Source organism: Fusobacterium perfoetens (assembly GCF_021531595.1).
In the GTDB taxonomy this organism is placed as follows: domain Bacteria; phylum Fusobacteriota; class Fusobacteriia; order Fusobacteriales; family Fusobacteriaceae; genus Fusobacterium_B.
Genome location: NZ_JADYUD010000002.1, coordinates 55,805 through 80,710, shown reverse-complemented (window position 1 = coordinate 80,710; position 24,906 = coordinate 55,805). Strand labels below are relative to the sequence as shown.

The window sequence follows — 24,906 nt, the reverse complement described above, 5'->3', positions numbered from 1 at the left end:
TTTAATATTAATATTTTTTCATTAATTCTTTTACAGTTGCAACTACATCAGCTTTTGCTGTTTCAATAGTTTCTCCTGTTCTTCTTATTTTTAATTCAACAATTCCTTCTGCTGATTTTTTACCACATACAACTTTAAATGGGAATCCAATTAAGTCAGCATCTTTAAATTTAAATCCTGCTCTTTCGTTTCTGTCGTCATAGATAGTTTCTATTCCTGAATCTAATAGATTTTTATAAACCTCTTCTGCAAGATTTGTTTGAGCTTCATCTTTTATATTTGCTGCAATAACATCAACTACAAAAGGAGCTATAGCTGACGGCCAAATAATTCCGTTTTCATCATTATTTTGTTCAATAGCAGCTGCCATTGTTCTTGATACTCCTATTCCATAGCAACCCATTTCCATAACAATATCTTTTCCATTTTCATCAAGAACTGTTGCTTTCATAGGCTCAGAATATTTTTTACCAAGTTTAAAGATATGTCCACATTCAATTCCTCTTGCAACACGAAGAGGTTTTCCACAGATTGAACAAGTATCTCCCTCTTTAACTTTTCTTACATCAGCAACTATATCAGCTTCATAGTCTCTTCCGTAATTTACATTTAAATAGTGAGTATCAGGCTTGTTTCCTCCTGCTGTATGGTTAGGAATTTCTGTTACAGATGGATCTGCTATTACTTTTATTCCCTTAGCTTTTAAATCCATTCCATATGGTCCTATGAATCCTTTGAAAAGTCCAAGAGCTTCAAGTTCTTCATCAGTAAGCATTGCAATATCTATTGTATCAATTAAATTTTTTACTTTTACTTCGTTTACTTCAATGTCCCCTCTTATTAAAACCATATAAGGTTCATCTGTAACCATATCTTTATACATTATTGCTTTTACTGTTCTTTCTATTTCAACACCTAAGTTTGCAACTACATCTTCTATTTTTGCAATATTTGGTGTAGGAACAAGCACTGGTTCTTTTAATTCTTCTTTAGGAAGATTTGTAATAACATTTACAGCTTTTTCAACATTTGCTCCATAGTGACATGAATCACAGAATATTAATTCATCTTCTCCTGAGTTTGCCATAACATGGAATTCTTTTGATCCACTTCCTCCAATTGCTCCTGAGTCAGCATCAACAATTCTGAAATCAAGTCCACATCTTTTAAATACTCTTGAATATGCTTCCTGCATATTATCAAATTCTTTATCAAGATCCTCTCTTGTCACTCCAAAAGAGTAAGCATCTTTCATAAGGAACTCTCTTCCTCTCATAAGTCCAAATCTTGGTCTTCTTTCATCTCTGAATTTAGTTTGAATTTGATATAAATTTATTGGTAATTGTTTATATGAAAATATATCGCTTCTTACTATATCTGTTATAGCTTCTTCATGTGTTGGCCCAAGGACAAAATCTCTTTCGTGTCTGTCTTTAAGTCTCATCATTTCAGGCCCCATTACATCCCATCTTCCACTTTCCTGCCAAATTTCAGCTGGCTGAAGTACAGGCATAAGAAGTTCTACTGCACCTGCTCTGTCCATTTCTTCTCTTACAATATTTTCTACTTTTCTAAGTGTCTTATACCCTAAGGGAAGATAGCTGTACACTCCGCTTGCCATTTTTTTAATCATACCGGCTCTTAAAAGCAGTTGGTGGCTGACAACTTCAGCTTCTTTTGGGTTTTCTTTTAATGTTTTCACATAATATTTACTAAACCTCATTTTTTATCTATCCTCCTTAAAATTTTTGACTATACCTTCTGTTATCTTACCATAATTATTATTTTTTGAAAACAACAATTTCTAAAAAATAAAATTTTATTACAAGTTTTCTTTAAATTTATCTTCAATATCCATTTTCAGATATTCATTATCTATTATTCCTTTTTTTTCTTTAAGATATTCTGTGCACATATCCTTTACAGCTTTTATTGTTTTTACATCTTGTGTTATATCTATAAATTTTAAATCACTGAAACCTGTCTGTCTTGTACCAAATATCTCTCCAGATTTTCTAAGTCTTAAATCTTCTTCAGCAATTTCAAATCCGTCCTGTGTTTTTTCCATAATTCTAAGCCTTGCCTTTGATGTATCATTATCTGTTTTTGAAATAAGGAAACAATAAGACTGGTGCTCCCCTCTTCCCACTCTTCCACGAAGCTGATGAAGAGATGAAAGCCCAAATCTTTCAGCATTTATTATTGAAATTACTGTTGCATTAGGAACATTTATTCCAACCTCTACAACTGTTGTTGAAAGAAGAATATCTATTTCTTTGTTTTTAAAAGATTTCATAACTTCATCTTTTTCTGAGTTTTTCATTTTTCCATGAAGTATTCCTATCTTATACCCTGAAAATCTATTTTCTATCTCATATTTATACTGCTCAATAGATTTTACTGCCATTTTTTCACTGTCTTCAATAAGGGGAACTACAAAGTATGCTTGTCTTCCCTCATGAAGTTTTTTCTCTATAAAATTATAAGCTTTTTCCAAATCAGGCTCATTTCCTATCCATTTTGTCTTTATAGCTTTTCTCCCTGGAGGAAGTTCATCAATTATTGAAATATCCAAGTCTCCATAAATACTAAGAGCCAAAGAACGAGGAATCGGAGTAGCACTCATAACCAAAAGATTTGAAAGAATCCCTTTATCACGGAGTTTTTTCCTCTGAACTACACCAAATCTATGTTGCTCATCTATAACTATTAAACCAAGTTTTTCAAATTCCACATTATCTTCTATAAGGGCATGAGTTCCTATTACAAGGGAAATTTCTCCATTTTTTATTCTCTGAAGAAGTGCTTCCTTTTTCTTTCCTTTAACACTTCCTGTTAAAAGCTCAGTTCTTACACCTAATTTTTCAAAATCATCTTTTATTGAAAGATAATGCTGTGCAGCAAGAATTTCTGTTGGAGCCATAATAACTCCCTGATAACCATTTTCTATAATATATAAAAGAAGAACCATAGCTACAACTGTTTTTCCACTTCCTACATCTCCCTGCACAAGACGGTTTATAAAAATTCCATTATTAAGCTCTTTATATATATCTGTAATTACATTTTTCTGGGCTTTTGTAAGAGTGAAATTAAGATTTTTAAGATAATTTTTTACAAGAAACTTATTATCACTAAGTTCATATTTTTTTCCCTCAGTCACTCCCTCAATAAATTTTTTTTCAAGTATTCCCATTTCAAGTATCATAAGTTCTTCTATAGCAAATCTTCTTTTTGCTTCTTCAAGATTTTTATGATCTGAAGGAAAATGTATTTCATTAAGAGCCTTTTGTCTTTCCATTATTTTATATTTTTTTAAAATTTCATCAGGAATATTTTCATAAAAATATTTTTTATTTGCAGATATATTTTTTTTCAGAACCTTTCTCAGACTGTTCTGAGCAAAATTTTTAACTGTACTATAAACAGGTAGAATTTCACCTTTTTCCATCTCTATTTGATTAGAAACTTTTTTATATTCTGGATTTGTCATCTGAAAATTATATCCTCTTTTTATATGGCCTATAAGAATATAGTCTTCTCCTATTTTTAATGATTTTGCAAGATATGGCATCTGAAACCACACAACATCAATAACTCCTGTCCCATCTGTTGCCCTTGCCTTTGTCATTTTTAGTCTTCCAGGAATATAGGGAGTTGAAACTGCAAGAAACTGCACCTTAAGTACAACATATTCATCTCCCCTCAAGTCTTCTATCTTTTTTATATTTGTTCTGTCGTCATAAGCTCTAGGAAAATAATAAAGAAGGTCATGAAGAGTATTTATATTAAGATTTTTTATTTTTTCTACTTCTTTTAATGTAAGAGATTTTAAATTTAAATTTTTTAAATCTTCAAAAATAATTTTATAATCTTCTTTCATTTTCCCTCCTTATTTGTCAATTTTTCATTTTTCATAATAACTGTTCTTTTATACTTAAGATAAAATTTTTAAAAATTTTAAAATTTAATAAAAAATCCCTGTATTGAAAAAATTTTCGTAATTTATGCAGTGAGTTGAACGCTAAAAAATGACATGTTTGAGCGAAAGCGAGTTTGTCATTTTTAGTGAAACGAACAAAATAAATAGAAAATTTTTTCACTAACAGGGGGTATTTCTTTGGTTACTTTCTTTGTACAAGCAAAGAAAGTAACATAATTATTTATTAATCAAGTTGCTCCATTATTTCATCAGCAATGTCAAAGTTTGAATATACTTCTTGAACATCATCAAGTTCATCTAATGAATCATAAAGAAGCATAACTTTTTTAGCAACATTTACATCTGTAATAACTACTTTATTTTCAGGAATCATTGTTACTTCTGCATCTTCATATTTATATCCTGCTTCTGTTAAAGCATCTAATACACCTTGGAAAGCTGCAGGTTCTGTAAGAACTTGGAATTCATCTCCATCTTCTACAATGTCATCTGCTCCTGCTTCAAGAGCTACCATCATAAACTCTTCTGCATCTTCTACATTTGCTGCTGGAACAATGATTTCTCCTTTTTTGTTAAACATCCAAGAAACTGCACCGTCTGCACCTAAGTTTCCACCTTTTCTTGAGAATGTTGTTCTTACTTCTGATGCTGATCTGTTTTTGTTATCTGTTACAACATCAACTATGAAAGCTGTTCCTTCTGGACCATATCCTTCATATCTCATTTCTATATAATCTACACCTTCTAATTCTCCTGTACCTTTTTTAATTGCTCTTTCTAGGATATCTTTAGGCATATTTCCTGCTTTAGCTTTTTCTATAGCAAGTCTAAGTCTTGGGTTGAAGCTTGGATCTCCTCCACCTTCCTTAGCTGCGATTGTTAATTCTTTTCCTAATTTTGTAAATAAGCTAGCTCTTTTTTTATCTTGAGCACCTTTTCTGTGTTGGATATTATTCCATTTACTGTGTCCTGCCACGAGTTTTCCTCCTATAATTTTAATCAAACATTATTATTCCACATTATTTTATCATACAGAAAAAATTTTTTCAACATTATAGCTTTATAATCCTGCTCTCAGTTATAAGAATATCAACAGCTTTGTCATGTTCCTCGCTTTCAAATCTTCTGTCAATTTGGAAGTCATAAAGAAGAGCTATTTTAAGAATTTTCTCTCCGTTTTTCTCTCTTTCTGAAAGAAATTTATCATAATAACCTTTTCCAAAACCTATTCTTCCACCTTTTTCATTAAAAGCTATCCCTGGAACTATAACTATATCTATTCCTTTTTCTGTAAAGTCTTTTCCTTCTGATTCTAAAATACCAAAATTTCCTTTTTTATACTCCCCATTTACATAAACAGGAATTATTTTCTCTTTATTTTCAGTGACTCTTGGTATTAAAAGTTTTTTTCCTAAACTTAAAAGAATATTATTAAGCTCTCTGCTTTCCACTTCATTTTTAAAATCCATATAAGACATAATCACTAAAGCTTTTTTTACCTCTTCAAGATTTAAAAATTTATCAATTATGATAGAACTTAATCTTCTTTTTTCATTTTCTTCAAGAGATTCCCTTTTTATTCTTATCTCTTTTCTCACAAGATTTTTTATATATTTTTTATTCATAAATTTCTGCACCATTTAAAAGGCTTTTTACACTTTTAAGATCATTCCAGAAATCAAGAGCTACTTTTGATTTTTTTCCACTGCTGTCTCTTGATTTTTTAGTGAAATTTACATCATAAGTGGTAATAAGTTTTATTCCACCTCTCCATGTTTTAACTTCTCCTCTTTCTCTTCCCATATCTATTTCTTTTTCAAGAAGAAGCTCACCTACATCTTGTCCAAGAGCAACAATAATTTCTGGCTGTATAAGTGCTATTTGCATATCAAGAAGATCTTTAAGCTTTCTTTTTTCATCATCAAAAGTTTCTCTATATTTTATCTTGCTTTTTGTAAGAGTTGTTATGTAATAATCTTCAGGGCTTATTTCAGCAATATCACATAATTTTATTAAAAATTCACCACTTGAACCTACTGCAACTTTTAAATCAGAAGTTTCATAAAGCTCTGCATCATCTCCTATGAAAAGAATTTTAGCTTCTTTATTTCCACTTCCAAGGAGAATTTCTTCATCTTCTTTTGATGAATTCAGTCTATTCATAGTCCCTATTTCAAATCTCAGTTCTTCCCATAATTCATCTTTTTCCATGATTTATCCTCCTATATTTCATACATTTCTGTTACTTGATCCTGATGAGCTATTTCAATAGGAATATTTATATTAAATCTTCCAAGTTCCTGATAAATTGTTCTTGATACAATTTCAAAGTTATTGCTGTCCTTACTTACATGGGCAAGATAGACCTTTTTTAAATCTGTATTATAGCTTTCACACACAAATTTTGCAGCATCATTATTTGAAAGATGCCCATTTCTGCTCTTTACTCTGTCTTTAAGCTCCCATGGATAATTACATTCCATAAGCATTCTATAGTCATAATTTGATTCTATAATCATGATATTTACATTTTTAAAAAGTTCTCTCACTCTATTATCAACATATCCAATATCAGTTGAAATTCCAAGAGTTTTTCTACTTGCAATTCCCTCTATTCTAAAACCTACTGTTCTTTTTGCATCATGCATTACATCAACAGGAAGAACTTTTACCTTTTCTTTTAAAACAAAAGTTTCATTATCTATGAATATAAGATTGCCATCATTTATTTTTCCAAGTTTATTTTCACATACACTATAACTTTCTTTTGTTATATATACAGGTATATTATATTTTCTTGATAAAATTCCTGCTCCTTGTATATGATCTGAATGCTCATGAGTAATTAAAATCCCTTCTATTTCTTCTGGACTTTCATTTATCTCCTTAAGCCTTCCCTCTATTTTTTTCCCACTGAAGCCTGCATCTACAAGAAATTTTACTCCGTCAACTTCAATAAAAGTAGAATTTCCCCCACTTCCGCTTCCTAATATTGATACCTTCATTTTATTCCCTTTCTGTCTTAAAAATAAAAATACTTATTTTATATTATACCATAAAAAGAATCTTATAAAAATAAAAAAGACAGAACCGATTTAAATTATATAAATTTTTCGGAACTGTCTTTATATTATTATATTGCTTCTTTTTGAATATTTTCTTTTCTTATTCTTTCTCTTTCATATTTTATTTCTCTATGCTTATTTCTTTTTTCTACCAAATCATTATATTTTTTACTTAAAAATCTCATGTATTCATATTCAAAAACATAATCTGAATCTAAGAAATAAATTCCAGTATCAACTTTTGTTGAAAATCCATAAAGAGCTCCCATATACCATTCTCTGAAATCTATTCCTACAGGGTGATATACATCAAGTTGCCCCACTCCATAGCTATTCACTGCAAAAGCTGAAAAATCTCTTACATTTGTAGGCCCTAAAAGAGGAGCTACTACATAAGGCCCTCTTCCTACTCCATAGTATCCAAGAGTCATTCCAAGATTTTCTTTATATTGAGGAATACCAAGTTTTGTTGCAGGATCAAAAAGTCCTAAAATTCCTACTGTACTGTTTATCCCAAATCTTAAAGCTGATTCAAAGCCCTGAGTAAATTTAAGCTGTAAAAAAGAGTTTAAAGCAGTGCTGATATTTCCAAAATTAGTAAAGAAATTACTGAATCTTTTTTGAAAAAAATCAGGTGTATAATATTTATATTTTGTAACAGCTGGCTTTAATACATATCTATCTGCCATACCATTAAAATAATATACTCTTCTGTTTAAAGGTCCTAACGGATCATCAACTCCATAAAGAATTGCAAGTTCCTGATTAATTTCTTTTCTTTCTGCACTTTCAATATTAGAGCTTTTTCTTACATCATCATGAAAAGTGTGATTATCTGCTCTTTCTATACTGCTACAGGAAATAAGCACAGAAGATAAAATAAATATTATAATTTTATTTTTTAACTTCAACTAACTTACCTCCTTTCATAAAATTCAGCATATTTTTTACATTTTCATAATAATACATATTTCCACAATGTCCACCATAAGGATATACTATTATTCTTCCTTTAAAAACATCTTGAAGATATTTTATATTTTCTTTTGTAAGAATAAGTTCATCTCTGTTTGTTACAGCCATAATTTTATCTGCACTACGAAGGTAATCTTCTATAACCCTTAAATCTGTAAGTTTTATAAGATTTTTAGTTGTCATTGATGTTCCATATTTTTCCTGATAATAAGGAACTGCTAGTCTTTCCATATAATCTTCAAAGTCTGCAAAGTTTATCTTTTCAAAATAAACTCCCATATCTTCATATTTTTCTATTTTTTTATCTACATACACCCCTCTTTTGTTGGCTGCATCTGATAAAAAGTTAATATCTATTGCATTCAATCTAAAAACAAGACCTATTCCAACTTGAAGATCTCTGTCTGTAATTCCTAAATCTCTTAAAACTTTTTCTGGATTCTGATGTTTAATCTCTTCATCTCTTCCTGTAAGAACTGCAAGATTATCAGTTATTGCATTAACTCTTATGAAAAGATTTGTTATATCATTATCAATTGCCTTTTCAAACATATTATCAAGTATTGCTGCTGAAGTATAAAGATTTACAGCTGGATTTACAAGAAATACTCTTTTAAAATTAAAATCTTTTTCTGTTTCATCAATGTATGAAAGAACAGCTGAATGAGTTGCTCCAAGACTATATCCCATAAGATAATAATCTGATACTTCTGCCTTTTTCTCAACAATATCTTTTATTCTGTTTATGGCTCTGTAAAGATCCATTCCATCATTTAAAAGTATTCCAGGCATTTTTTCATAAGATAAAGATACCACGGAATTGGTGTTCATAGTTGATGAAACCCCAACAACGTGGTATCCTGCTGTATAAAATATTCTTTGGAAAAGTTCAGTCTTAAGAGATGTTGCAGACGAACCAGTCCCTGATAAAATAAATACTAATGGTGCTTTTTTATCTTGTAAGGCTACTGAAAATTTGTAGTCTTTCTGATATTCCAAATTGGCAGGAGTTTCTCTTGTATTTATGAAACCTATTCTGTATATATCAATAGGAATTTTTTCCATGATATTTGGAGTCATCATCGTGGATGTCCCCACTACAGTTGCCACATATGGATTTTTAAATGGAAAGTTGTAAGAAAATACATTCATTCCAAATAAGATAAATAATGATAATATAAGTTTTTTCATTATATCTGCCTTCCTTTTATTCCAGTAATGAACTACCAGTCATTTTATATAGGTATATTCTACTAGAAATCAAAGGAAAAAACAAATTATAATTTTAAAACTATGGTCTTAATTCAAAACCAGCTTCTCTTATAGCTACTGCTATTTCATTTCTGTGCTCAGCGTTTGCACATTCAATAACTATTTTAGCTACTTGGTTATTGATTTTTATTCCTGTTTTATACATAGATTGGTTGATTCTTAAGATGTTTGCTTTTTTGTCAGCAAGAACTTGAAGAACTTTGAATAATTCTCCTGCTCTGTCTGGAACAACCACATTGAATTCAGCTTTTCTTCCTTCAAGGATAAGAGCTTTGTTTATAATTCTTTCTATCATGTTGATGTCAGAGTTTCCTCCTGAAATTACACAACAAATGTTTTGTCCTTGTTCTTTAATTTTTCCTGCAAGAAGTGCTGCAACTGGAGTAGCTCCTGCTCCTTCAGCAACAACTTTTCCTTTTTCCATTAAGAATAAGATAGCTCTTGCGATGTCATCTTCACTTACAGTAACGATTTCATCTACATAGTCTCTTATCATTTCACAAGTTAATTCTCCTGCTCTTGCAACAGCAATACCGTCAGCTATTGTAGGAGTTGTTTTTATTGTACAAGGGCATCCTTGTTTAACAGCTTCAAGCATTGATGCAGCATTTTCAGCTTCAACACCAACCATTTTTACTGATGGTTTTAAAGATTTAACAGCTTTAGCTATACCAGAGGCAATACCTCCTCCTCCGATAGGTACTATTACCATATCTACATTTTCAAGGTCTTCAATAATTTCCATACCGATTGTTCCTTGTCCTGCTATAACATAAGGATCGTCAAATGGATGTAAGAATGTAGCTCCTGTTTCAGCTTGAATTTCACATGCTTTTTTATAAGCATCGTCATAAACTGTTCCTACTTGAACAACTTCTGCTCCATATCCTCTTGTAGCCATTACTTTTGATAATGGTGCTGTTCCAGGCATTACAATTGTTGATTTTATTCCAAGATTTGTTGCTCCAAGTGCAACTCCTTGAGCGTGGTTACCAGCTGAAGATGCAATAACTCCTCTTGCTTTTTCTTCTTCAGTAAGGTGCATAATTTTATTTAAAGCTCCTCTTACTTTGAAAGATCCAGTTTTTTGTAAGTTTTCTAATTTAAAGAAAACTTTATTTCCTGTTAATTTTTCCATAGTAGGGCATTCTATTATTTGAGTTCTTTTTACTGACCCTTTTATGGTTTCTGCAGCTTCCTTAATCATATCAAATGTTACTCTTTCCATTTTACATTCCTCCTACTTAAAACCGTTTTTATTCATAAAAACTATTTTGTTTTCAATCAGAGTATACTTTTTTTAGAGAAAATTTTCAAGTACTTTTCACAAATTTATTCTTTTCGTAAAATACTAATCACTCCATCTGCTGTATAATCAATAGCTTCCGAAAAGATATTGATTTTAAAATTTTTTAAAGTTTTGCTTGTTGATGGTCCGATAGATATAACTTTTAGGTTTTTTACGCACGAAATGTCTTTTTCCAAACTAGTTATAAAAGATTTTACAGCTGAAGAGCTTAAAAAAGTTATATATTCAACATTTTCTAAAATCTTTTCCACTTCTTTTTTAGACTTTAAATTAAAAATTGTATTGTATCCAACAAATTTTTCAAATCTTCTGTTATATTTTTTGCTCCACTCAATGTCATCACACGGAGATATGTCTGATGTTATAATAAGAATTCTGTCATTTGGTTCTGTGATTTTTAAAATTTCTTCAGCAAGATCTGCTGTAAGATATTTTTCAGGCATCACATCAGGATTAATTTTAAATTTTTCAAGTTCTTCTTTTGTTTTTGCCCCAACTGCTCCTATTTTTATATTTCCTAAAACTCTCATATCTGGAATATGCTCAAAGAAAAATCTCACCCCATTAGGAGAATTAAAAAGAACTGCCTGATAATTTTTTAAAACCGAATAATCAAAGTTCATCATTTTGTCCTGAATCTTTAAAAAAGATAAAAGTTCTGCATTTCCCCCTGATTTTTCAATTTCACGACAAAAAACTTCTCCCTGTGCAGTGTCTCTTGTAACAAGTATATTTTTTCCAAAAAGATCTTTTTTCTCAAACCATTTAAATTCTTCTCTCTTTGAAACAACATTTCCTATTACAATCACTGCAGGAGAAACTGCTTTCTCTTTTTCTGCTATATCAAAAATATTTTCAAGAGTTCCAGTTATTACTCTCTGTTTTCCAGTTGTCCCCTTCTCAATTACAGCAGTTGGTGTTTTAGGATTTTTCCCATATTTTATAAGTTCTTTTGTTATAAGATTTAAATTTTTCATTCCCATTAGGAAAATAAGTGTTCCATCAAGTTTTGCAATTGGTTCAAAATCATGAAACTTATTATCTTTTGCTGTCATTCCTGTAAATACATGAAAAGATTTAGAAATTCCTCTATGTGTAACAGGGATTCCTGCATATTCAGGTACAGCCACTGCAGAAGTTATTCCTGGAACTATTTCAAAAGGAATATTATTTTCTGCTATTTTCTCTATCTCTTCTCCCCCTCTTCCGAAAACAAAAGGGTCTCCTCCTTTAAGCCTTACTACTGTTTTTCCCTCAAGAGCCTTTTCAACAATCTTATTGTTAATTTCAGACTGAATAAGTCCGCCCTCTGTGTTCTCTTTACCAAGATATATAAATTCTGTTCTTTTTCCGGCAAAATTTAATATTCTTTTATTTATAAGTCTGTCGTAGATGATACAATCAGCTTCTTCTATACATCTTTTTCCTTTAAGTGTAAGAAGTTCAAAATCTCCGCATCCTGCTCCTACAACATAAACTTTTCCTTTTGTGTTTTTATCCATTTATATTCCCTCTAATTTTATCTGCCAGTTCATCTGCCAGAATGATTCCTTTTTCTCTTTTTCCTCTGTGTGTTCCTCTATATAATTTCTCTCCGTTATAATAAATTCCTTTTATTATTATTTCATCTCCTACAATTTCTGCTGCACATCCCATAGGAGTATGACATCCTCCATCAAAAATTCTTGAAAATTCTCTTTCAACTGCTATTACTTCTGTTGTATCTTTATCTACTATTTTTTCAAGCATTTCTAAAATTTCTTTATCATCTTCTCTGCACTGAACACAAAGAGCTCCCTGAGCAGGAGCAGGCATAACTTCATCTTTTGAAAAAAATTGTGTTATTCTGTCCTGAAGTCCAACTCTTATAAGTCCTGCTGCTGCAAGAACTATTCCATCAAATCCTTCTGTTTCAAGTTTATTTAATCTTGTATGAATATTTCCTCTTATAGGTTTTATTTCTGCATCTGGTCTTAAATCTTTAATTGAAACAGCTCTTCTTAAAGAACTTGTTCCTATTACAGGATTTTCAGGAAGATCCATAAGTTTTTTTCCTGTTCTTGAAACAAAAACATCTCTGTTATCCTCTCTTATTGGAATTGCTCCACAAATTAACCCTTCAGGACTTACAGCAGGCATATCTTTCATTGAGTGAACTGCAAGATCTATATCTTTTTCTAAAAGTTCTTTCTCTATCTCTTTAGTGAAAAAACTTTTTAGAGATACACTTTTATCTCCCCAGTTTGTTCTCATATCTTTATCCCCTGTAGTTACTATTACTTTTATTTCAAATATCATTTGAGGAAATTTTTCTTTAAGCATTTGAACTACAAGCTCTGTCTGAGCCATTGCAAGTATACTTCCTCTTGTACCTATTACTATTTTATTTCTTAACATTTAATATCCTTCCTTAAACTTTTCTCTTATTTTTTTCATTTCACATGTAACCCATGTATATTGTATTTTTGGTCTTTTAAGAACTAAAGGAACAACTCCCATTTCATAAGCTGCTTCCATTTTTTCAGCTTCTCCTCCTGTTGCTCCGCTCTCTTTTGTAACCACATATTTTATATTATAATTTTTATAAATTGCCTTATTAAATTCTTTTGAAAAAGGCCCTTGAATTCCAATTATATTTTTTGCTTTTATTCCTGCTTTTTCTGCTTTTTCTATAGATTCAGAAACAGGCAGAATCCTGAAATATATATTTTCAAGATTTTTTAAATTTTTAAATTCATGAATATTATTACTTCCTAAAGTAACAAGAATATTTCCTTCAAGTTTTTCAATAAACCTTGCCATTTCCTCTGCTGAAGTAAAGTCTATACTATTTTTATATCCAAGGTTTTCTCTTTCAAAACGAAAATATTCTATTTTCTGGCTTTCTGCTGCCCTCATTGCATTTAGAGATACCTCCTGTGCATAAGGGTGGCTTAAATCAAAAATTCTTTTTATGCTGTATTCAGAAATAAATATTTTCATCTGTTCTTCATTCATAGGCAGGGACATTGCATATACCCCACTTTCTTCTGCAAGTTTTTTTCCATAATCACTTGCTGTAGTAAGAATAATATTTTTTAAATCTATATTTTTATCTTCTGATAAAATATTTATAAAATCTCTTGAGTCTTTTGTCCCGCCTATTATCCAATCCATCTTAATCTACCTTATATCCTCTCGGTGTTATCATTTTTCCATTTTTTATAAAAGTTTTTGAATTTCCGATTATAACTGTGGTAAACATATTTATTTCAAAATCTAGCATTTTTTCAAGTGTTGTAATGTCACAGCTTTCTCCGTCCCGTCCAGTATTTCTTACAATAGCAACAGGAGTGTTTTTGCTTTTATATTTAAGTATAATTTCTGTAGCTTCATTTATAAGCTCAGGTCTTCCGTTACTTCTTGGATTATAAAGAGAAATTACAAAATCTCCTTCTGAAGCAAGAGCCACTCTCTTTTTTATAAGTTCCCAATCTGTAAGAAGATTACTTAAAGATATTGTAACATAATCATGCATAAGTGGAGCTCCTGCAACTGAAGCTGAAGCATTTGAAGATGTCACTCCTGGAATAATTTCCACATCAATATTTGAATCTCCTGCAACTTCAAGCATTATTCCTGCCATTCCATATACTCCTGCATCTCCTGAACTAATAAGGGCTACAACATTTCCTTCTTCTGCAAGTTTTAAAGTTTCTTCACATCTTTCCACCTCCTTTTTCATCGCAGATTTTACTGTTTTCTTATCTGGAAATATTTTTTCCACAAGAGCAATATAAGTTTTATGCCCTATTATTATATCTGATTCTTTTATGGTATTATAAGCTCTGAAAGTCATATTTTCTTTATTTCCAGGCCCTATACCAACAACATAAATTTTTCCTTTTTTATCCATTCTTTTTTGTCTCCTCTTCAAAAATAGAAATAGTTATTCCATCATATTTAAGTTTTTCAGCTAAAAATTTTCCTTTTCCTTTTCCAGTTATAAAAGCACATGGAGCTGAAACTGCTCCTACTCCTATTGTTTTCTTTACAAATTCAGACTGCTCAAAATTTTTTTCTATTTTCTTTATTTCTTCACAGGAAATTATTTCAACTTTCCTTTTAAAAAAATCTGCTGCCTCATATATTCCTTTCTCATCTTTCTTTACATCTGCAGTTGTAAATATTCTGATACTTTCTTCTGAAAGATTATATTTTTCAAGGGAATTTCTAATAGCTTCTATTATTTTTATTCCCTCTTTTTCTCTTCTACATCCTATTCCTATCACAATATTTCTTGGAATAATATGAGAAATTTCTATATTTTTTCTATTTGAAATTATTATTACTCCTTCAGGATTTTCACCTTCCATGTTTTCAGGAATTTTTATATCTACTTTTTTTCCTGCTACAACAAGGCTTGTAACTTTTTTAGCTGATTCAAGGCTTTCAAGTTTTCCATTTATTTTTAAAGCTATTGTATCTGCTGCTATTTTTCCAGATACATCTGAAGCTGTTGAAATTACAGGTACAGAACCTGTGATTTCAGACAAAATAACAGCTGCTTCATTTGCTCCTCCAAGATGTCCTGAAAGAAGTGAAATTATAAAATTTCCCTCTTCATCCATACTCAATACTGCTGGATCTACATCTTTTGATTTTATAAAAGGAGCTATGGTTCTTACTGCTATTCCTGCTGCTGTTATAAAAAGAAATGTATCATATTTTAAATTTATTTTTCCATAAAATTCCTGCAGCCTTCCCTCAATTAAAAAAGTTCCTTCTCTCATAAATTTAGAAATTGTAAAAATATCACATTCTATCTTTGATTTTATTGAAAAAGCTCTGTCTACACCTTTATTTGTAACTGTTATAACTGCAAGTTTCATAATCTTCCTGCCTTTATTATTTTTTTATCCCTGTTCTATATTCGTGAGTAAAATATTTATCATAAAGTTTTGATTTTGAATAGTTTGATTTTTCTTCTAGGAAACGGCCTACAAGAATTTGTGCTGTTTTATTTATTCCCTCTTCCTTTACTTTTTTACTTATGTTTTCAAGAGTTCCCATTAATATTTTTTCATCTTCCCATGTTGCTCTCTGAACAACAGCAATTGGAGTATCTGGAGAATAATGAACCAGAAGTTTTTTTACAACTTCATCTATCATCTGCACTGATAAAAATATTGCCATTGATGCTTTATGTGAAGCAAGGCTTTCAAGGCTTTCTGTTTCAGGAACAGGAGTTCTTCCTTCAAGTCTCGTACATATTACTGTCTGACTTACATCTGGAAGAGTAAACTCTTTTTTTACTGCTGCAGCTGCTGCAAGAAATGAACTTACTCCTGGTATAACTTCGTATTCTATTCCATTTTCATCAAGAATATCCATTTGTTCCCTATGAGCTCCAAATATAGCAGGATCTCCTGTATGTACTCTTGCTATTTTTTTATTATTTTTTGCTGCAGTTATCATTATATCCATAACTTCTTCAAGATTTAAAACAGCACTGTTATAAACTTCAGCTCCCTCTTTGTGACAGTCTATTACTTCTTTAGGCACAAGAGAACCTGCATATATTATAACATCTGCATCTTTTATAATTCTCTGCCCTTTTACTGTAATAAGTTCTGGATCTCCAGGGCCAGCACCTATGAAATAAACTTTTTCCATTTTTCCACTCCTCCTTTTTTTAAAATCATTGTAGAAAAATATGGTACATTTTCACTGTCAACTTCATCAAGATTAAAATAAATTTTTTGACTTTCTTTTCCTGATTCAGATACCATTAAAACATTGTTCATATTTCCTGTTTCTCTTATAGCTTCTTTAAGTTCTTTAAATTTAAGAGCCACTTTCATAAAAACAATATTATCTGCACTTTCTATTTCTTTTTTTATATCACACTTTTTATGAAGAGGAACAACTTTTAAAGTTTCATTTCCCATTACAAGAGGAAGATTAAATCTTGAACTCATATCAGCAAAGGAAGAAATTCCAGCTATTGTTTCAACTTCATGAAAATCTGAAATATTTTCAAGAAGATATACATAAGTACTGAAAGTCATAGGATCTCCTATTGTTAAGAATCCTACATTCTTTCCTGTATCTAAATATTCTTCAACAATTTTACTGTTTTTAATTCTTTCTTCCTGCCTTTTCTTTATATCTGGATTCATTGAAAATTCCATATTAATAATTGTGCAGTTCTCTTTAAGATAATTTTTAGCTATTGAATAGGCTGTACTTTCAAAATCTCTTCCTGCATCAGGAACTATTACTATATCTAATTCTTTTAAAGCATTCACTGCTTTTATAGTTATCATTTCAGGATCTCCTACTCCAACTCCTATTCCATAAAATTTACTCATTAAAATCTCCTTTTTCTCCTGTTACTATGTAAATTGGATTCTCTCCATACATCATTGTATAATTTCCTATTTTTTTCCCTCTGGCTACACTCATATTTATAATTTCACTGTTTGTTATTTTATATTTTTCAAATATATTTTTTATTTCTGAAATAGTTTCCAAAGTTATAGCATTAATAACAATAATACTTTTTTCATCAGAATATTTTATAAAATATTCAACTATTGAATCAAGTCTTCCAGATGAACCCCCCACAAACATTCTGTTAAATTTTTTGATACTCAAGTCATCAGGAGCTGTACCTTGTATTACTTCCAAATTTTTTATACTAAATTTCTTTATGTTTTCTTTTATGAGTTCTATTCCTTCAGATTTTTTCTCTATGGCATAGACTTTTCCTAAAGAAATATATGTAGCTGCCTCTATTCCAACTGATCCTGTTCCAGCTCCCACATCAATAAGAACTGAGTCTTTTTCTAATCTTAACTTTGCTACAGACACAGCTCTTATTTCTTGTTTTGTCATGGGAACTTCCCCTCTTATAAATTCTTTATCTGCTATATGCCCCATTATTTCTCCTTTTTTAAAATAAGCACATTCATTTTATAATCTCTTTTATGCTCTTCAATATCTCTTGCATAAAATTCTGTTATTTTTTCATCAGGATACGAAAGCCTTTCCCCAACTATCATTTTTATATTTGAAAAATTATTTTTTATCAAAATCCTTCCTATATAATAAGGAGAATTTTTATCATCTGTAAGCAGAATAATACCTGCAGTACTGTTTTTTAAAGCTTCTGGAATATCAATCTCTCTTCCATGAACACTGTATAAATTATAATGTTCCCAAGTCTCTCCCAATTTAGCAAAAAGATACTGAAAAGATGATATACCTGGAACTACATTAAAAACTCCGTTATGGACTGTCTTTTTAAGATAATTCAAAAAACTGTAAAACCCTGTATCCCCTGAAACTACTACAGTTATTTCTTTTTCAGATATTTTTTCCTGTACATATTCCACTGTATCTGAAAGTTTTTTTAAAATATATTTTTCTTGTGATAAATTTAAAAGTGAAGATATATCTTCAAGCTGTCTCTCTCCTCCTATAACTATATCAGCAGACTTTATACATTTTATTCCTGCTCCTGTAAGATAATCTATATTCCCAGTTCCAAGACCTACAACATTAATCTTCTTCACTTTTCTGCACCTCATTTAAAAGTCTATAAAATCCTTTACTGTGTCCAAGTTCTTTTCCACTGAAAGCAAAAAGCATGACTTCACACTCTATTTTTTCATCTCTTACATATTCTTTTGATTTTTGTGCTGCCTTATCTGCTATCAAATTAAAAAGCTCTTTTTTCTCTACATATTCACAAGCTTCTTCAACTGTATTTGATTTTAAAATTTTCATTATATTCTCATAACTTTCTCCTATAAGAAAAGCATTTGCTCCCATAATTTCCATACGGCAATCTGCTGTTCTGCTGTGAGTATTATATATTCCTCCTGCAATTTTAACTGCCTTTCCTATATGCCCGACAAGAAAAATCTTTTTAAATCCCAATTCTGCTGCGCTCTCAAGCATAAAACCAACATAATTGCTCATCACAATTATTCTTTCTGTATTAAGTCCATGTTCTTCACAATATTTTTTTCCATGATTTCCAAAAGAAAAAATTACAAAATCTCCACCTCTATTTTCCTTTAAAACTTTAAGTTCTGTATAAAGAGAATTTTTAAGAGCTTCTTCACTCATAGGGTTTAATATTCCAGTTGAACCTAAAACAGAAAGTCCACCTATAACTCCTAATTTTTCATTAAAAGTTTTTTTTGCTTTTTCTTTTCCTGAAGGGATATATATTATTATTTCTGCTCTAATATTTCTTTCCTGAATTATTTCTACAGCAGTATTTTCTATCATCTTAAGAGGACCAGGATTTATAGCTGATTTTCCTACAGGACACTGAAGTCCTTTTTTTGTGGCAACTCCTACTCCATACCCTCCATAAATTAAAATATTGTTAAAATAATATCCCTTTTTTATTTGAGGAAATTCTCTGTTTTTTTCAAGTATTTTAATTTTTACACAAATATCTATTCCATTTGTAACATCAGGATCATCACCTGAATATTTCTCTACAACTGCAGTAGCTGAATTTTTTCTTTTTTTTACTTTTTTTATAGGAATCTTTAAAGTTTCTCCATTTAAGGCTTCTATTTCTGCTGTTTCTATATTTTTATTATCAAGGACAGCCAAAAGAGCAGCTTTTACACAGGCAGTAGCACATGCTCCTGTAGTATAACCTGATTTTAATTTTTTCACTAAAATCCCTCTCTCTTATAAATCTGATACAAAATCCCATGAAGTATAGATACTGCAACTGTACTTCCTCCCTTTCTGCCATTTACTGTAATATAAGGGACTCCTGTATTTTTAAATACTTCTTTTGACTCTTTAGCACCTACAAATCCTACTGGAACTCCTACTACAAGAGAGGGTTTTTCTATTTCTTTTTTTTCAATCATTTCTTTTAATTTATAAAGAGCTGTAGGAGCATTTCCTATAAGAAAGATTTTAGTTTCCTTATCTTTTCCTGCATGTTCCATTCCAACTATTGATCTTGTAATTCCTCTTTTTTTAGCTTCCTCTGCAACTTTTTCATCACTTACAAGAGAATAAGGAACACAGTTATATTTTTTTAAAATTATTTTACTAAGTCCATTTACTATCATATTTGTATCACAGTAAATTTTACACCCTTTTGAAAGTGCTCCTGCACCAAATTTTACAGGATTATTTATAAATTCAATAAGATCAGCATATTCAAAATCTGCTGTTGTATGAATAACTCTTTTTACTATTGGAAGTTCCTGATTTGTAAATTTTTCTGATTTTTTTCCAAGTTCCTCTGTTATTATCTCAAAACTTCTTTTTTCTATATCTTCAGGCTTTTTTATATAATCTCCCATTACATCTTCTCCTTGTTTTTCAATGCTCTGTCCATAAGGTCAAAAATTATACCACTGCTTTTAAAAAAATGAATATGAGGATAACCACACAAAAGATTTTTTGAAGAAAAACCACATTCCCATTTTCTTCCATTAGGTTTTTCTATTTTAAATTCTTTTCTTTCCTCTCCCTCTTTTTTTATTTTTGAATAATGAAATTCATGCCCTCTTCCATATATATTCTCTTTATATTCTATATTTATATATCCAAATCTAGCTATATCTAGTTTTTCTCTCATTTCAATTATATTTCCTGTAAGACCTACAAAAGAATATTCTTTTCCAAAAAAAGTTATAAGTTTATCTGAAAGATATATAAATCCTCCACATTCGCCATAAATAACTCCTCCTTTATTATAAAAATCCTTCACTGAATTTATCATTGAAATATTCTTTGAAAGTTCTTCAGAATAAATTTCAGGATAGCCCCCTCCAAAATAGAGCATATTAATATTTTCAGGAATTTTTTTATCCATTAAAGGAGAAAAATATACTATTTCTGCTCCTGTATTTTGAAGAAATTCTATATTATCATTATAATAAAATGAAAAAGCACTGTCTTTTGCAATTCCTATTCTAAGTCCTTTATATTTATTTTTATTATAAAAAAATAAATTTTTTAAAGAATAATTTGGAATAAATTCTGAAACTTTATAAATCCCTTGAATATCAACAGTCTTTTTTATTTCATTTTTTAAAAATTCTATCTTCTCTTTCAAATCTTTTACTTCATGAGCTTGCATAAGCCCAAGGTGTCTGCTTGAAACAGAGACTTCTTTAAGCTCAGGAATATAACCAAAACATTTTGTATTACAATATCTTTCTACAGCTTCCTTTAAAATTTTATAAGTTTTCTCACTTGAAATTCTGTTTATAATTACTCCTGCTACATTAACTCTTCTGTCAAAATTTACATATCCCATAACCTGGGCTGCAATACTTGTGCTTTTTCCTTTTCCATCTACAACAAGAATAACAGGAAGATTTAATATTCTTGCTGTATGAGCAGAACTTCCATTATCAAGAGAGTTATCCATTCCATCATAAAGTCCCATCACTCCCTCAACTATAGCAAAATTTTCTGTATGTTTTAAAAAGCTTTCTCTTATTCCATCTTCTCCCATTAAAAAGTAATCAAGATTATAACTTTTATTTCCTGTAACATATTCATGAAATTTTCCATCTATATAATCAGGTCCTGTTTTAAAAGGAGAAACATTTTCAAAACATGCCATAAGCCCCATTGAAACTGTTGTTTTCCCTATTCCACTATTTGTTCCTGCAATAAGAAATCCTCTCATTTTAAAACCTCTTTCATAGCTTTTATTACTTTTTCATTTTTATCTCTGTCTTTTATTGCTAGTCTTACAAAACTTTTATCAAGAAATTTAAAATTTGAAGCATTACGGACAAGTATATTTTTTTCAGTCATCATATTTTTAAATTCTTCTGCTGTTTTATTATATAACTTTATTAAAATAAAATTTGTTTCTGTCTCATAAACTTTTATTATTTTATTATTTTCAAATTTTTTTAATTCTTTTGTAAACCACTCTCTTTCTTCTGCAATCCATTTTTCAGTATTTTTTATATACTCTTCATCGTTTAAAATAACTTTTCCTGCTAGGTCTGCAAAAGCATTTACACTCCATGGTTCTCTTATATTATTTATTTCCTCTCTTATTTTTTTATTAAAAACTATCCCGTATCCTAGTCTTAATCCAGGAAGAGCAAAAAATTTTGTAAGAGCTCTCAGTATAAAAATATTTTCAGACTTAAACCCTGCAGCTGTTTTATCTTCCCAACCTTTTATAAATTCTATAAAACATTCATCTATAAAAAGTTTTGTATTTGATTTTTCAAGATATTCATTTATTTCAAATATATTTTCTTTTAAAATAAATTTTCCTGTTGGATTATTTGGATTACAAATAACAGCTAAATCATATTCAGCTGCTTTTTTCATAAAATTTTCTTTATCTAAAACAAAATTATTTTCCTCTTTCATTTGAAAAAAATCAATTATACAATCAATATTTTTTAAAGCTCTTTCATATTCTGCAAATGTTGGAGCTGCAATTAAAACTTTTTTAGGCTTTAAAGCTTTCATATAAAGAAAAAGGACTTCTGTTGCACCATTTCCTACAATAATATTTTCAGCAGGTATATTATTATACTTTCCTATCTTTTCTCTTAATTCTGTATAATCTATATCAGGATATCTTTCTAAAAGTAAGAAATTTTCTAAAACAGCCTTTTTTAAACTTTCAGGAACTCCGAGAGGATTAATATTTGAGCTGTAATCAAGTATATCTTTTCTTCCCTCTCTCTGCAATTTATATATATTTCCTCCATGAATTTCCACAGTTTTCCTCCATCTATTAAACAAAGATTATTGAAATATTTTATATAACAATTCTTAATAATGAAAAAAATATTATTCCAATAGCAGAAGTTCCATATAAAAGTTTTCTTCCTCTTAAAATATCATTAAGTTCAAAATCTTTTATCTTATCCCCTATTGTTGGCTTATCATAAACTACTCCAAAATATTTTGTTTTTCCTCCAAACTGAACTCCTAAAGCTCCTGCAAAAGCTGATTCTCCATGAGCTGAATTAGGACTTGCATGATTATGTCTATCTCTTAAAAAAATCTTAAAAGATTCTTTCCAGTTAAATCCTGTAAAAAAAGCTGCTGTTGGTATAAGAAAAGCACCAGCTATTCTTGCAGGAATAAAATTTGCTATATCATCAATTTTTGCTGATACAGTTCCAAAATTTATGTATCTTTCATTTTTATAACCAAGCATAGAATCAAGAGTATTTATCGCTTTATATCCCATAGCAAAAGGAAGAGCAAGTGAAACTCCTTTCACTGTAAAAAAACTTCCTGCAAAAGCAAAAAACATAGGAGAAATTATTCCATCAACTGAGTTTTCACTGAATGTTTCAAGAATACTTCTTATTATCTGTCTATTATCCATTTTTTCTGTATCACGGCTTACAAGATAAGAGAGCTTTTTCTTAGCATCTTCTAAATCCCCTGATTTTAAAATTTTATATACTCTTATTCCTTCATCAGCAAGACATTTCCCAGCAAGAGTTGTATAAAGGAAAAATATTTCAATATACTTAGATATCCCAGCTAAAAAATATGAAATTAATACAGAAACTGATATTACTAAAAAAGCTGTCACTCCCCCCCAGAAAGTTTTATTTTTTAAATTATAAAGATGTTTTTCAAGAAAATTTATAAATTTCCCTATAAATCTAACTGGATGAGGAAACCATTCAGGATCCCCAAAAATTAAATCAAAAATATAAGCTATTAAATACTTTATTACAAAATCCATAAAATCACATTCTTTCACTAAATTTAATATTACTTACTTTATTTTTTAAATATAATCTCATAAATTTTTTCAATATCAATATTTTCTCTCATTATTTTTTCAAGTTTATCAAATTGTTTTTCTCTGTATTCTTCATAACTTTCTTTTAAAAATTTATAAGACATTCCTTTTTTCTCTCTCACTATATTAAGAATTCTTTCTGTAATGCAATTATTTTCAAAAATTCCATGTATATATGTCCCAAATATATTTTCTTTTACAATAGCTTTTATAAATTTATCATCTGTAAGAGAGTTTTCTGTTTCAGAAAAACTTATTCCCTGATGAATTTCATATCCAAAAATTTCACAACCATCCATTCCTTGTAAAATTCCTTCTGTATTTTTCAGTTTTCCTCTATATTGAGTTGTTGTTTTTCCTTCTGAAAAAACTGTAGTCATATTAAAAAGACCTACTCCCTTTACTGTTCTTGGATTTCCTTCAACTCCATCTTTATCACACAGTTCTTTTCCAAGAATTTGAAATCCTCCACAAATCCCTATTATTATTTTTCCTTTTTGATGAAGCTCTTTAATTTTTTTATCTATTCCCTTTTCTCTTATAAATTCCATATCACTTATAGTATTTTTAGAACCAGGAATAATTATTATATCTGCATCATCAAGTTCATAAGGATTGTCTGTATATGATACTCCCACATCTTCTTGTTTTTTTAAAGGATCTATATCTGTAAAATTTGAAAGATGATTTAAGTTTATAACAGCAACATTTATTGCTTTTCCTTTTTCTTTTCTTAATCTTTCTGTAACCCTGTCTTCATCTTCAATATCAACATCAAAATAAGGAATTATGCCAAGAACAGGAACTTTTATTATCTCCTCAAGTTTTTTTATTCCTGACAGAAGCATGTCTTTTCTTCCTCTGAATTTATTTATAATAATTCCTTTTACTCTCTCTCTTTCATGAGGCTCAAGAAGAACCATCGTTCCTACAACAGAAGCAAAAACTCCCCCTCTGTCTATATCGGCTACAAGAATAACAGGAGCATCTGCCATTTCAGCCATTCCCATATTCACTAAATCATTTTCTTTAATATTTATTTCAACAGGACTTCCTGCTCCTTCAAGAACACAGATATCAAATTTTTCTGTTTTTTTATAAGCTTTTAAAATATGCTCTTTATACTTTGGTTTTTCTTTTGAAAAATCATATCCACTCATATTTCCCACAGGCTTTCCATTTAAAATTATCTGAATCTGATTATTTCCACAAGGTTTAAGCAGAAGAGGATTCATATATCCTTCAGGCTCAATTTTACATGCAGCTGCCTGAACTCCCTGAGAACGCCCTATTTCCAATCCATCTTTTGTAACATATGAATTAAGAGCCATATTCTGTGCTTTAAAAGGAGTTACCTTCCAGCCATTTTTATAAAAAACTCTGCAAAGTCCTGCTGCTGTAATACTTTTTCCAGCTCCTGAAGATGTTCCAAGTATCATTATATTTTTATTTTTTTTCATAAAAATTTCCTCATTTCTGCTAATATATTATGAACAATAATAAAAAAAATCCTTCCAATACAAAAAGAAGGACTTTTATAATCTGAATAATAAATACT

The 24,906-nt window shown here is 29.9% G+C and carries 24 protein-coding genes; all 24 read right to left on the bottom strand.

Annotated features, from left to right (window positions below; all coding sequences use genetic code 11):
* Positions 1-7: 7 nt before the first annotated feature.
* The gene (locus I6E17_RS01475; RefSeq protein ID WP_235235090.1) at positions 8-1,723 is read right to left on the bottom strand and encodes a proline--tRNA ligase; all 1,716 of its coding nucleotides are present in this window, start codon (positions 1,721-1,723) and stop codon (positions 8-10) included.
* A 99-nt stretch (positions 1,724-1,822) separates the two neighbouring features.
* Positions 1,823-3,883 carry an ATP-dependent DNA helicase RecG gene (gene recG, locus I6E17_RS01470; protein WP_235235088.1) on the bottom strand — a complete coding sequence of 687 codons (2,061 nt, stop codon included), beginning with the start codon at positions 3,881-3,883 and terminating at the stop codon, positions 1,823-1,825.
* A 283-nt stretch (positions 3,884-4,166) separates the two neighbouring features.
* Positions 4,167-4,919 carry a YebC/PmpR family DNA-binding transcriptional regulator gene (locus I6E17_RS01465; protein ID WP_235235085.1) on the bottom strand — a complete coding sequence of 251 codons (753 nt, stop codon included), beginning with the start codon at positions 4,917-4,919 and terminating at the stop codon, positions 4,167-4,169.
* A 76-nt stretch (positions 4,920-4,995) separates the two neighbouring features.
* Entirely contained in the window at positions 4,996-5,568 is a 573-nt protein-coding gene (locus tag I6E17_RS01460) for a 5-formyltetrahydrofolate cyclo-ligase (protein ID WP_235235083.1), read from the bottom strand.
* Positions 5,561-6,154: a uracil-DNA glycosylase family protein gene (locus I6E17_RS01455; protein WP_235235081.1), complete on the bottom strand. Its 594-nt coding sequence runs from the start codon at positions 6,152-6,154 to the stop codon at positions 5,561-5,563. The genes I6E17_RS01460 and I6E17_RS01455 overlap by 8 nt, the downstream gene beginning before the upstream one ends.
* Positions 6,155-6,165: 11 nt before the next feature.
* Entirely contained in the window at positions 6,166-6,948 is a 783-nt protein-coding gene (locus I6E17_RS01450) for an MBL fold metallo-hydrolase (RefSeq protein ID WP_235235078.1), read from the bottom strand.
* Between the two features lie 128 nt (positions 6,949-7,076).
* A complete protein-coding gene (locus I6E17_RS01445) occupies positions 7,077-7,919 on the bottom strand; it encodes a VacJ family lipoprotein (RefSeq protein ID WP_235235076.1) in 843 nt (280 codons plus the stop codon).
* Complete coding sequence (locus tag I6E17_RS01440) at positions 7,903-9,174, bottom strand: serine/threonine protein kinase (RefSeq protein ID WP_235235073.1); 1,272 nt, start codon at positions 9,172-9,174, stop codon at positions 7,903-7,905. The genes I6E17_RS01445 and I6E17_RS01440 overlap by 17 nt, the downstream gene beginning before the upstream one ends.
* Positions 9,175-9,274: 100 nt before the next feature.
* Entirely contained in the window at positions 9,275-10,483 is a 1,209-nt protein-coding gene (ilvA, locus tag I6E17_RS01435; protein ID WP_235235071.1) for a threonine ammonia-lyase, read from the bottom strand.
* 104 nt (positions 10,484-10,587) lie between these two features.
* On the bottom strand, positions 10,588-12,066 hold the full coding sequence (gene cobA, locus I6E17_RS01430; RefSeq protein ID WP_235235069.1) for a uroporphyrinogen-III C-methyltransferase: 1,479 nt from the start codon (positions 12,064-12,066) through the stop codon (positions 10,588-10,590).
* Positions 12,059-12,961, bottom strand: coding sequence for a hydroxymethylbilane synthase (gene hemC / locus I6E17_RS01425; protein ID WP_235235067.1), 903 nt, complete (start codon positions 12,959-12,961; stop codon positions 12,059-12,061). Before hemC ends, cobA begins: the two co-directional genes overlap by 8 nt.
* Positions 12,962-13,720 (bottom strand): precorrin-6A reductase, encoded by a 759-nt coding sequence (gene cobK, locus I6E17_RS01420; RefSeq protein WP_176829161.1) that lies wholly within the window; start codon positions 13,718-13,720, stop codon positions 12,962-12,964.
* 1 nt (position 13,721) lies between these two features.
* On the bottom strand, positions 13,722-14,459 hold the full coding sequence (cobJ, locus tag I6E17_RS01415) for a precorrin-3B C(17)-methyltransferase (protein ID WP_235235066.1): 738 nt from the start codon (positions 14,457-14,459) through the stop codon (positions 13,722-13,724).
* Positions 14,452-15,435 (bottom strand): cobalt-precorrin 5A hydrolase, encoded by a 984-nt coding sequence (gene cbiG / locus I6E17_RS01410; protein ID WP_235235065.1) that lies wholly within the window; start codon positions 15,433-15,435, stop codon positions 14,452-14,454. Before cbiG ends, cobJ begins: the two co-directional genes overlap by 8 nt.
* Positions 15,436-15,451: 16 nt before the next feature.
* Positions 15,452-16,219, bottom strand: coding sequence for a precorrin-4 C(11)-methyltransferase (gene cobM, locus I6E17_RS01405; protein WP_235235064.1), 768 nt, complete (start codon positions 16,217-16,219; stop codon positions 15,452-15,454).
* Positions 16,198-16,917, bottom strand: a complete 720-nt coding sequence (cobI, locus tag I6E17_RS01400; RefSeq protein WP_235235063.1) for a precorrin-2 C(20)-methyltransferase — start codon at positions 16,915-16,917, stop codon at positions 16,198-16,200. Before cobI ends, cobM begins: the two co-directional genes overlap by 22 nt.
* Positions 16,910-17,488, bottom strand: coding sequence for a precorrin-6Y C5,15-methyltransferase (decarboxylating) subunit CbiT (gene cbiT / locus I6E17_RS01395; protein WP_235235062.1), 579 nt, complete (start codon positions 17,486-17,488; stop codon positions 16,910-16,912). The genes cobI and cbiT overlap by 8 nt, the downstream gene beginning before the upstream one ends.
* Entirely contained in the window at positions 17,488-18,123 is a 636-nt protein-coding gene (cbiE, locus tag I6E17_RS01390; RefSeq protein ID WP_235235059.1) for a precorrin-6y C5,15-methyltransferase (decarboxylating) subunit CbiE, read from the bottom strand. The genes cbiT and cbiE overlap by 1 nt, the downstream gene beginning before the upstream one ends.
* On the bottom strand, positions 18,110-19,249 hold the full coding sequence (cbiD, locus tag I6E17_RS01385) for a cobalt-precorrin-5B (C(1))-methyltransferase CbiD (RefSeq protein ID WP_419180971.1): 1,140 nt from the start codon (positions 19,247-19,249) through the stop codon (positions 18,110-18,112). Before cbiD ends, cbiE begins: the two co-directional genes overlap by 14 nt.
* Positions 19,249-19,896 (bottom strand): precorrin-8X methylmutase, encoded by a 648-nt coding sequence (locus I6E17_RS01380; RefSeq protein ID WP_176829154.1) that lies wholly within the window; start codon positions 19,894-19,896, stop codon positions 19,249-19,251. The genes cbiD and I6E17_RS01380 overlap by 1 nt, the downstream gene beginning before the upstream one ends.
* Positions 19,896-21,236: a cobyrinate a,c-diamide synthase gene (locus tag I6E17_RS01375; RefSeq protein ID WP_235235057.1), complete on the bottom strand. Its 1,341-nt coding sequence runs from the start codon at positions 21,234-21,236 to the stop codon at positions 19,896-19,898. Before I6E17_RS01375 ends, I6E17_RS01380 begins: the two co-directional genes overlap by 1 nt.
* On the bottom strand, positions 21,233-22,300 hold the full coding sequence (locus I6E17_RS01370; protein ID WP_235235055.1) for a pyridoxal phosphate-dependent aminotransferase: 1,068 nt from the start codon (positions 22,298-22,300) through the stop codon (positions 21,233-21,235). Before I6E17_RS01370 ends, I6E17_RS01375 begins: the two co-directional genes overlap by 4 nt.
* Positions 22,301-22,340: 40 nt before the next feature.
* On the bottom strand, positions 22,341-23,288 hold the full coding sequence (gene cbiB, locus I6E17_RS01365) for an adenosylcobinamide-phosphate synthase CbiB (RefSeq protein ID WP_235235053.1): 948 nt from the start codon (positions 23,286-23,288) through the stop codon (positions 22,341-22,343).
* A gap of 38 nt (positions 23,289-23,326) precedes the next feature.
* On the bottom strand, positions 23,327-24,808 hold the full coding sequence (locus I6E17_RS01360; RefSeq protein ID WP_235235050.1) for a cobyric acid synthase: 1,482 nt from the start codon (positions 24,806-24,808) through the stop codon (positions 23,327-23,329).
* Positions 24,809-24,906 lie beyond the last annotated feature (98 nt).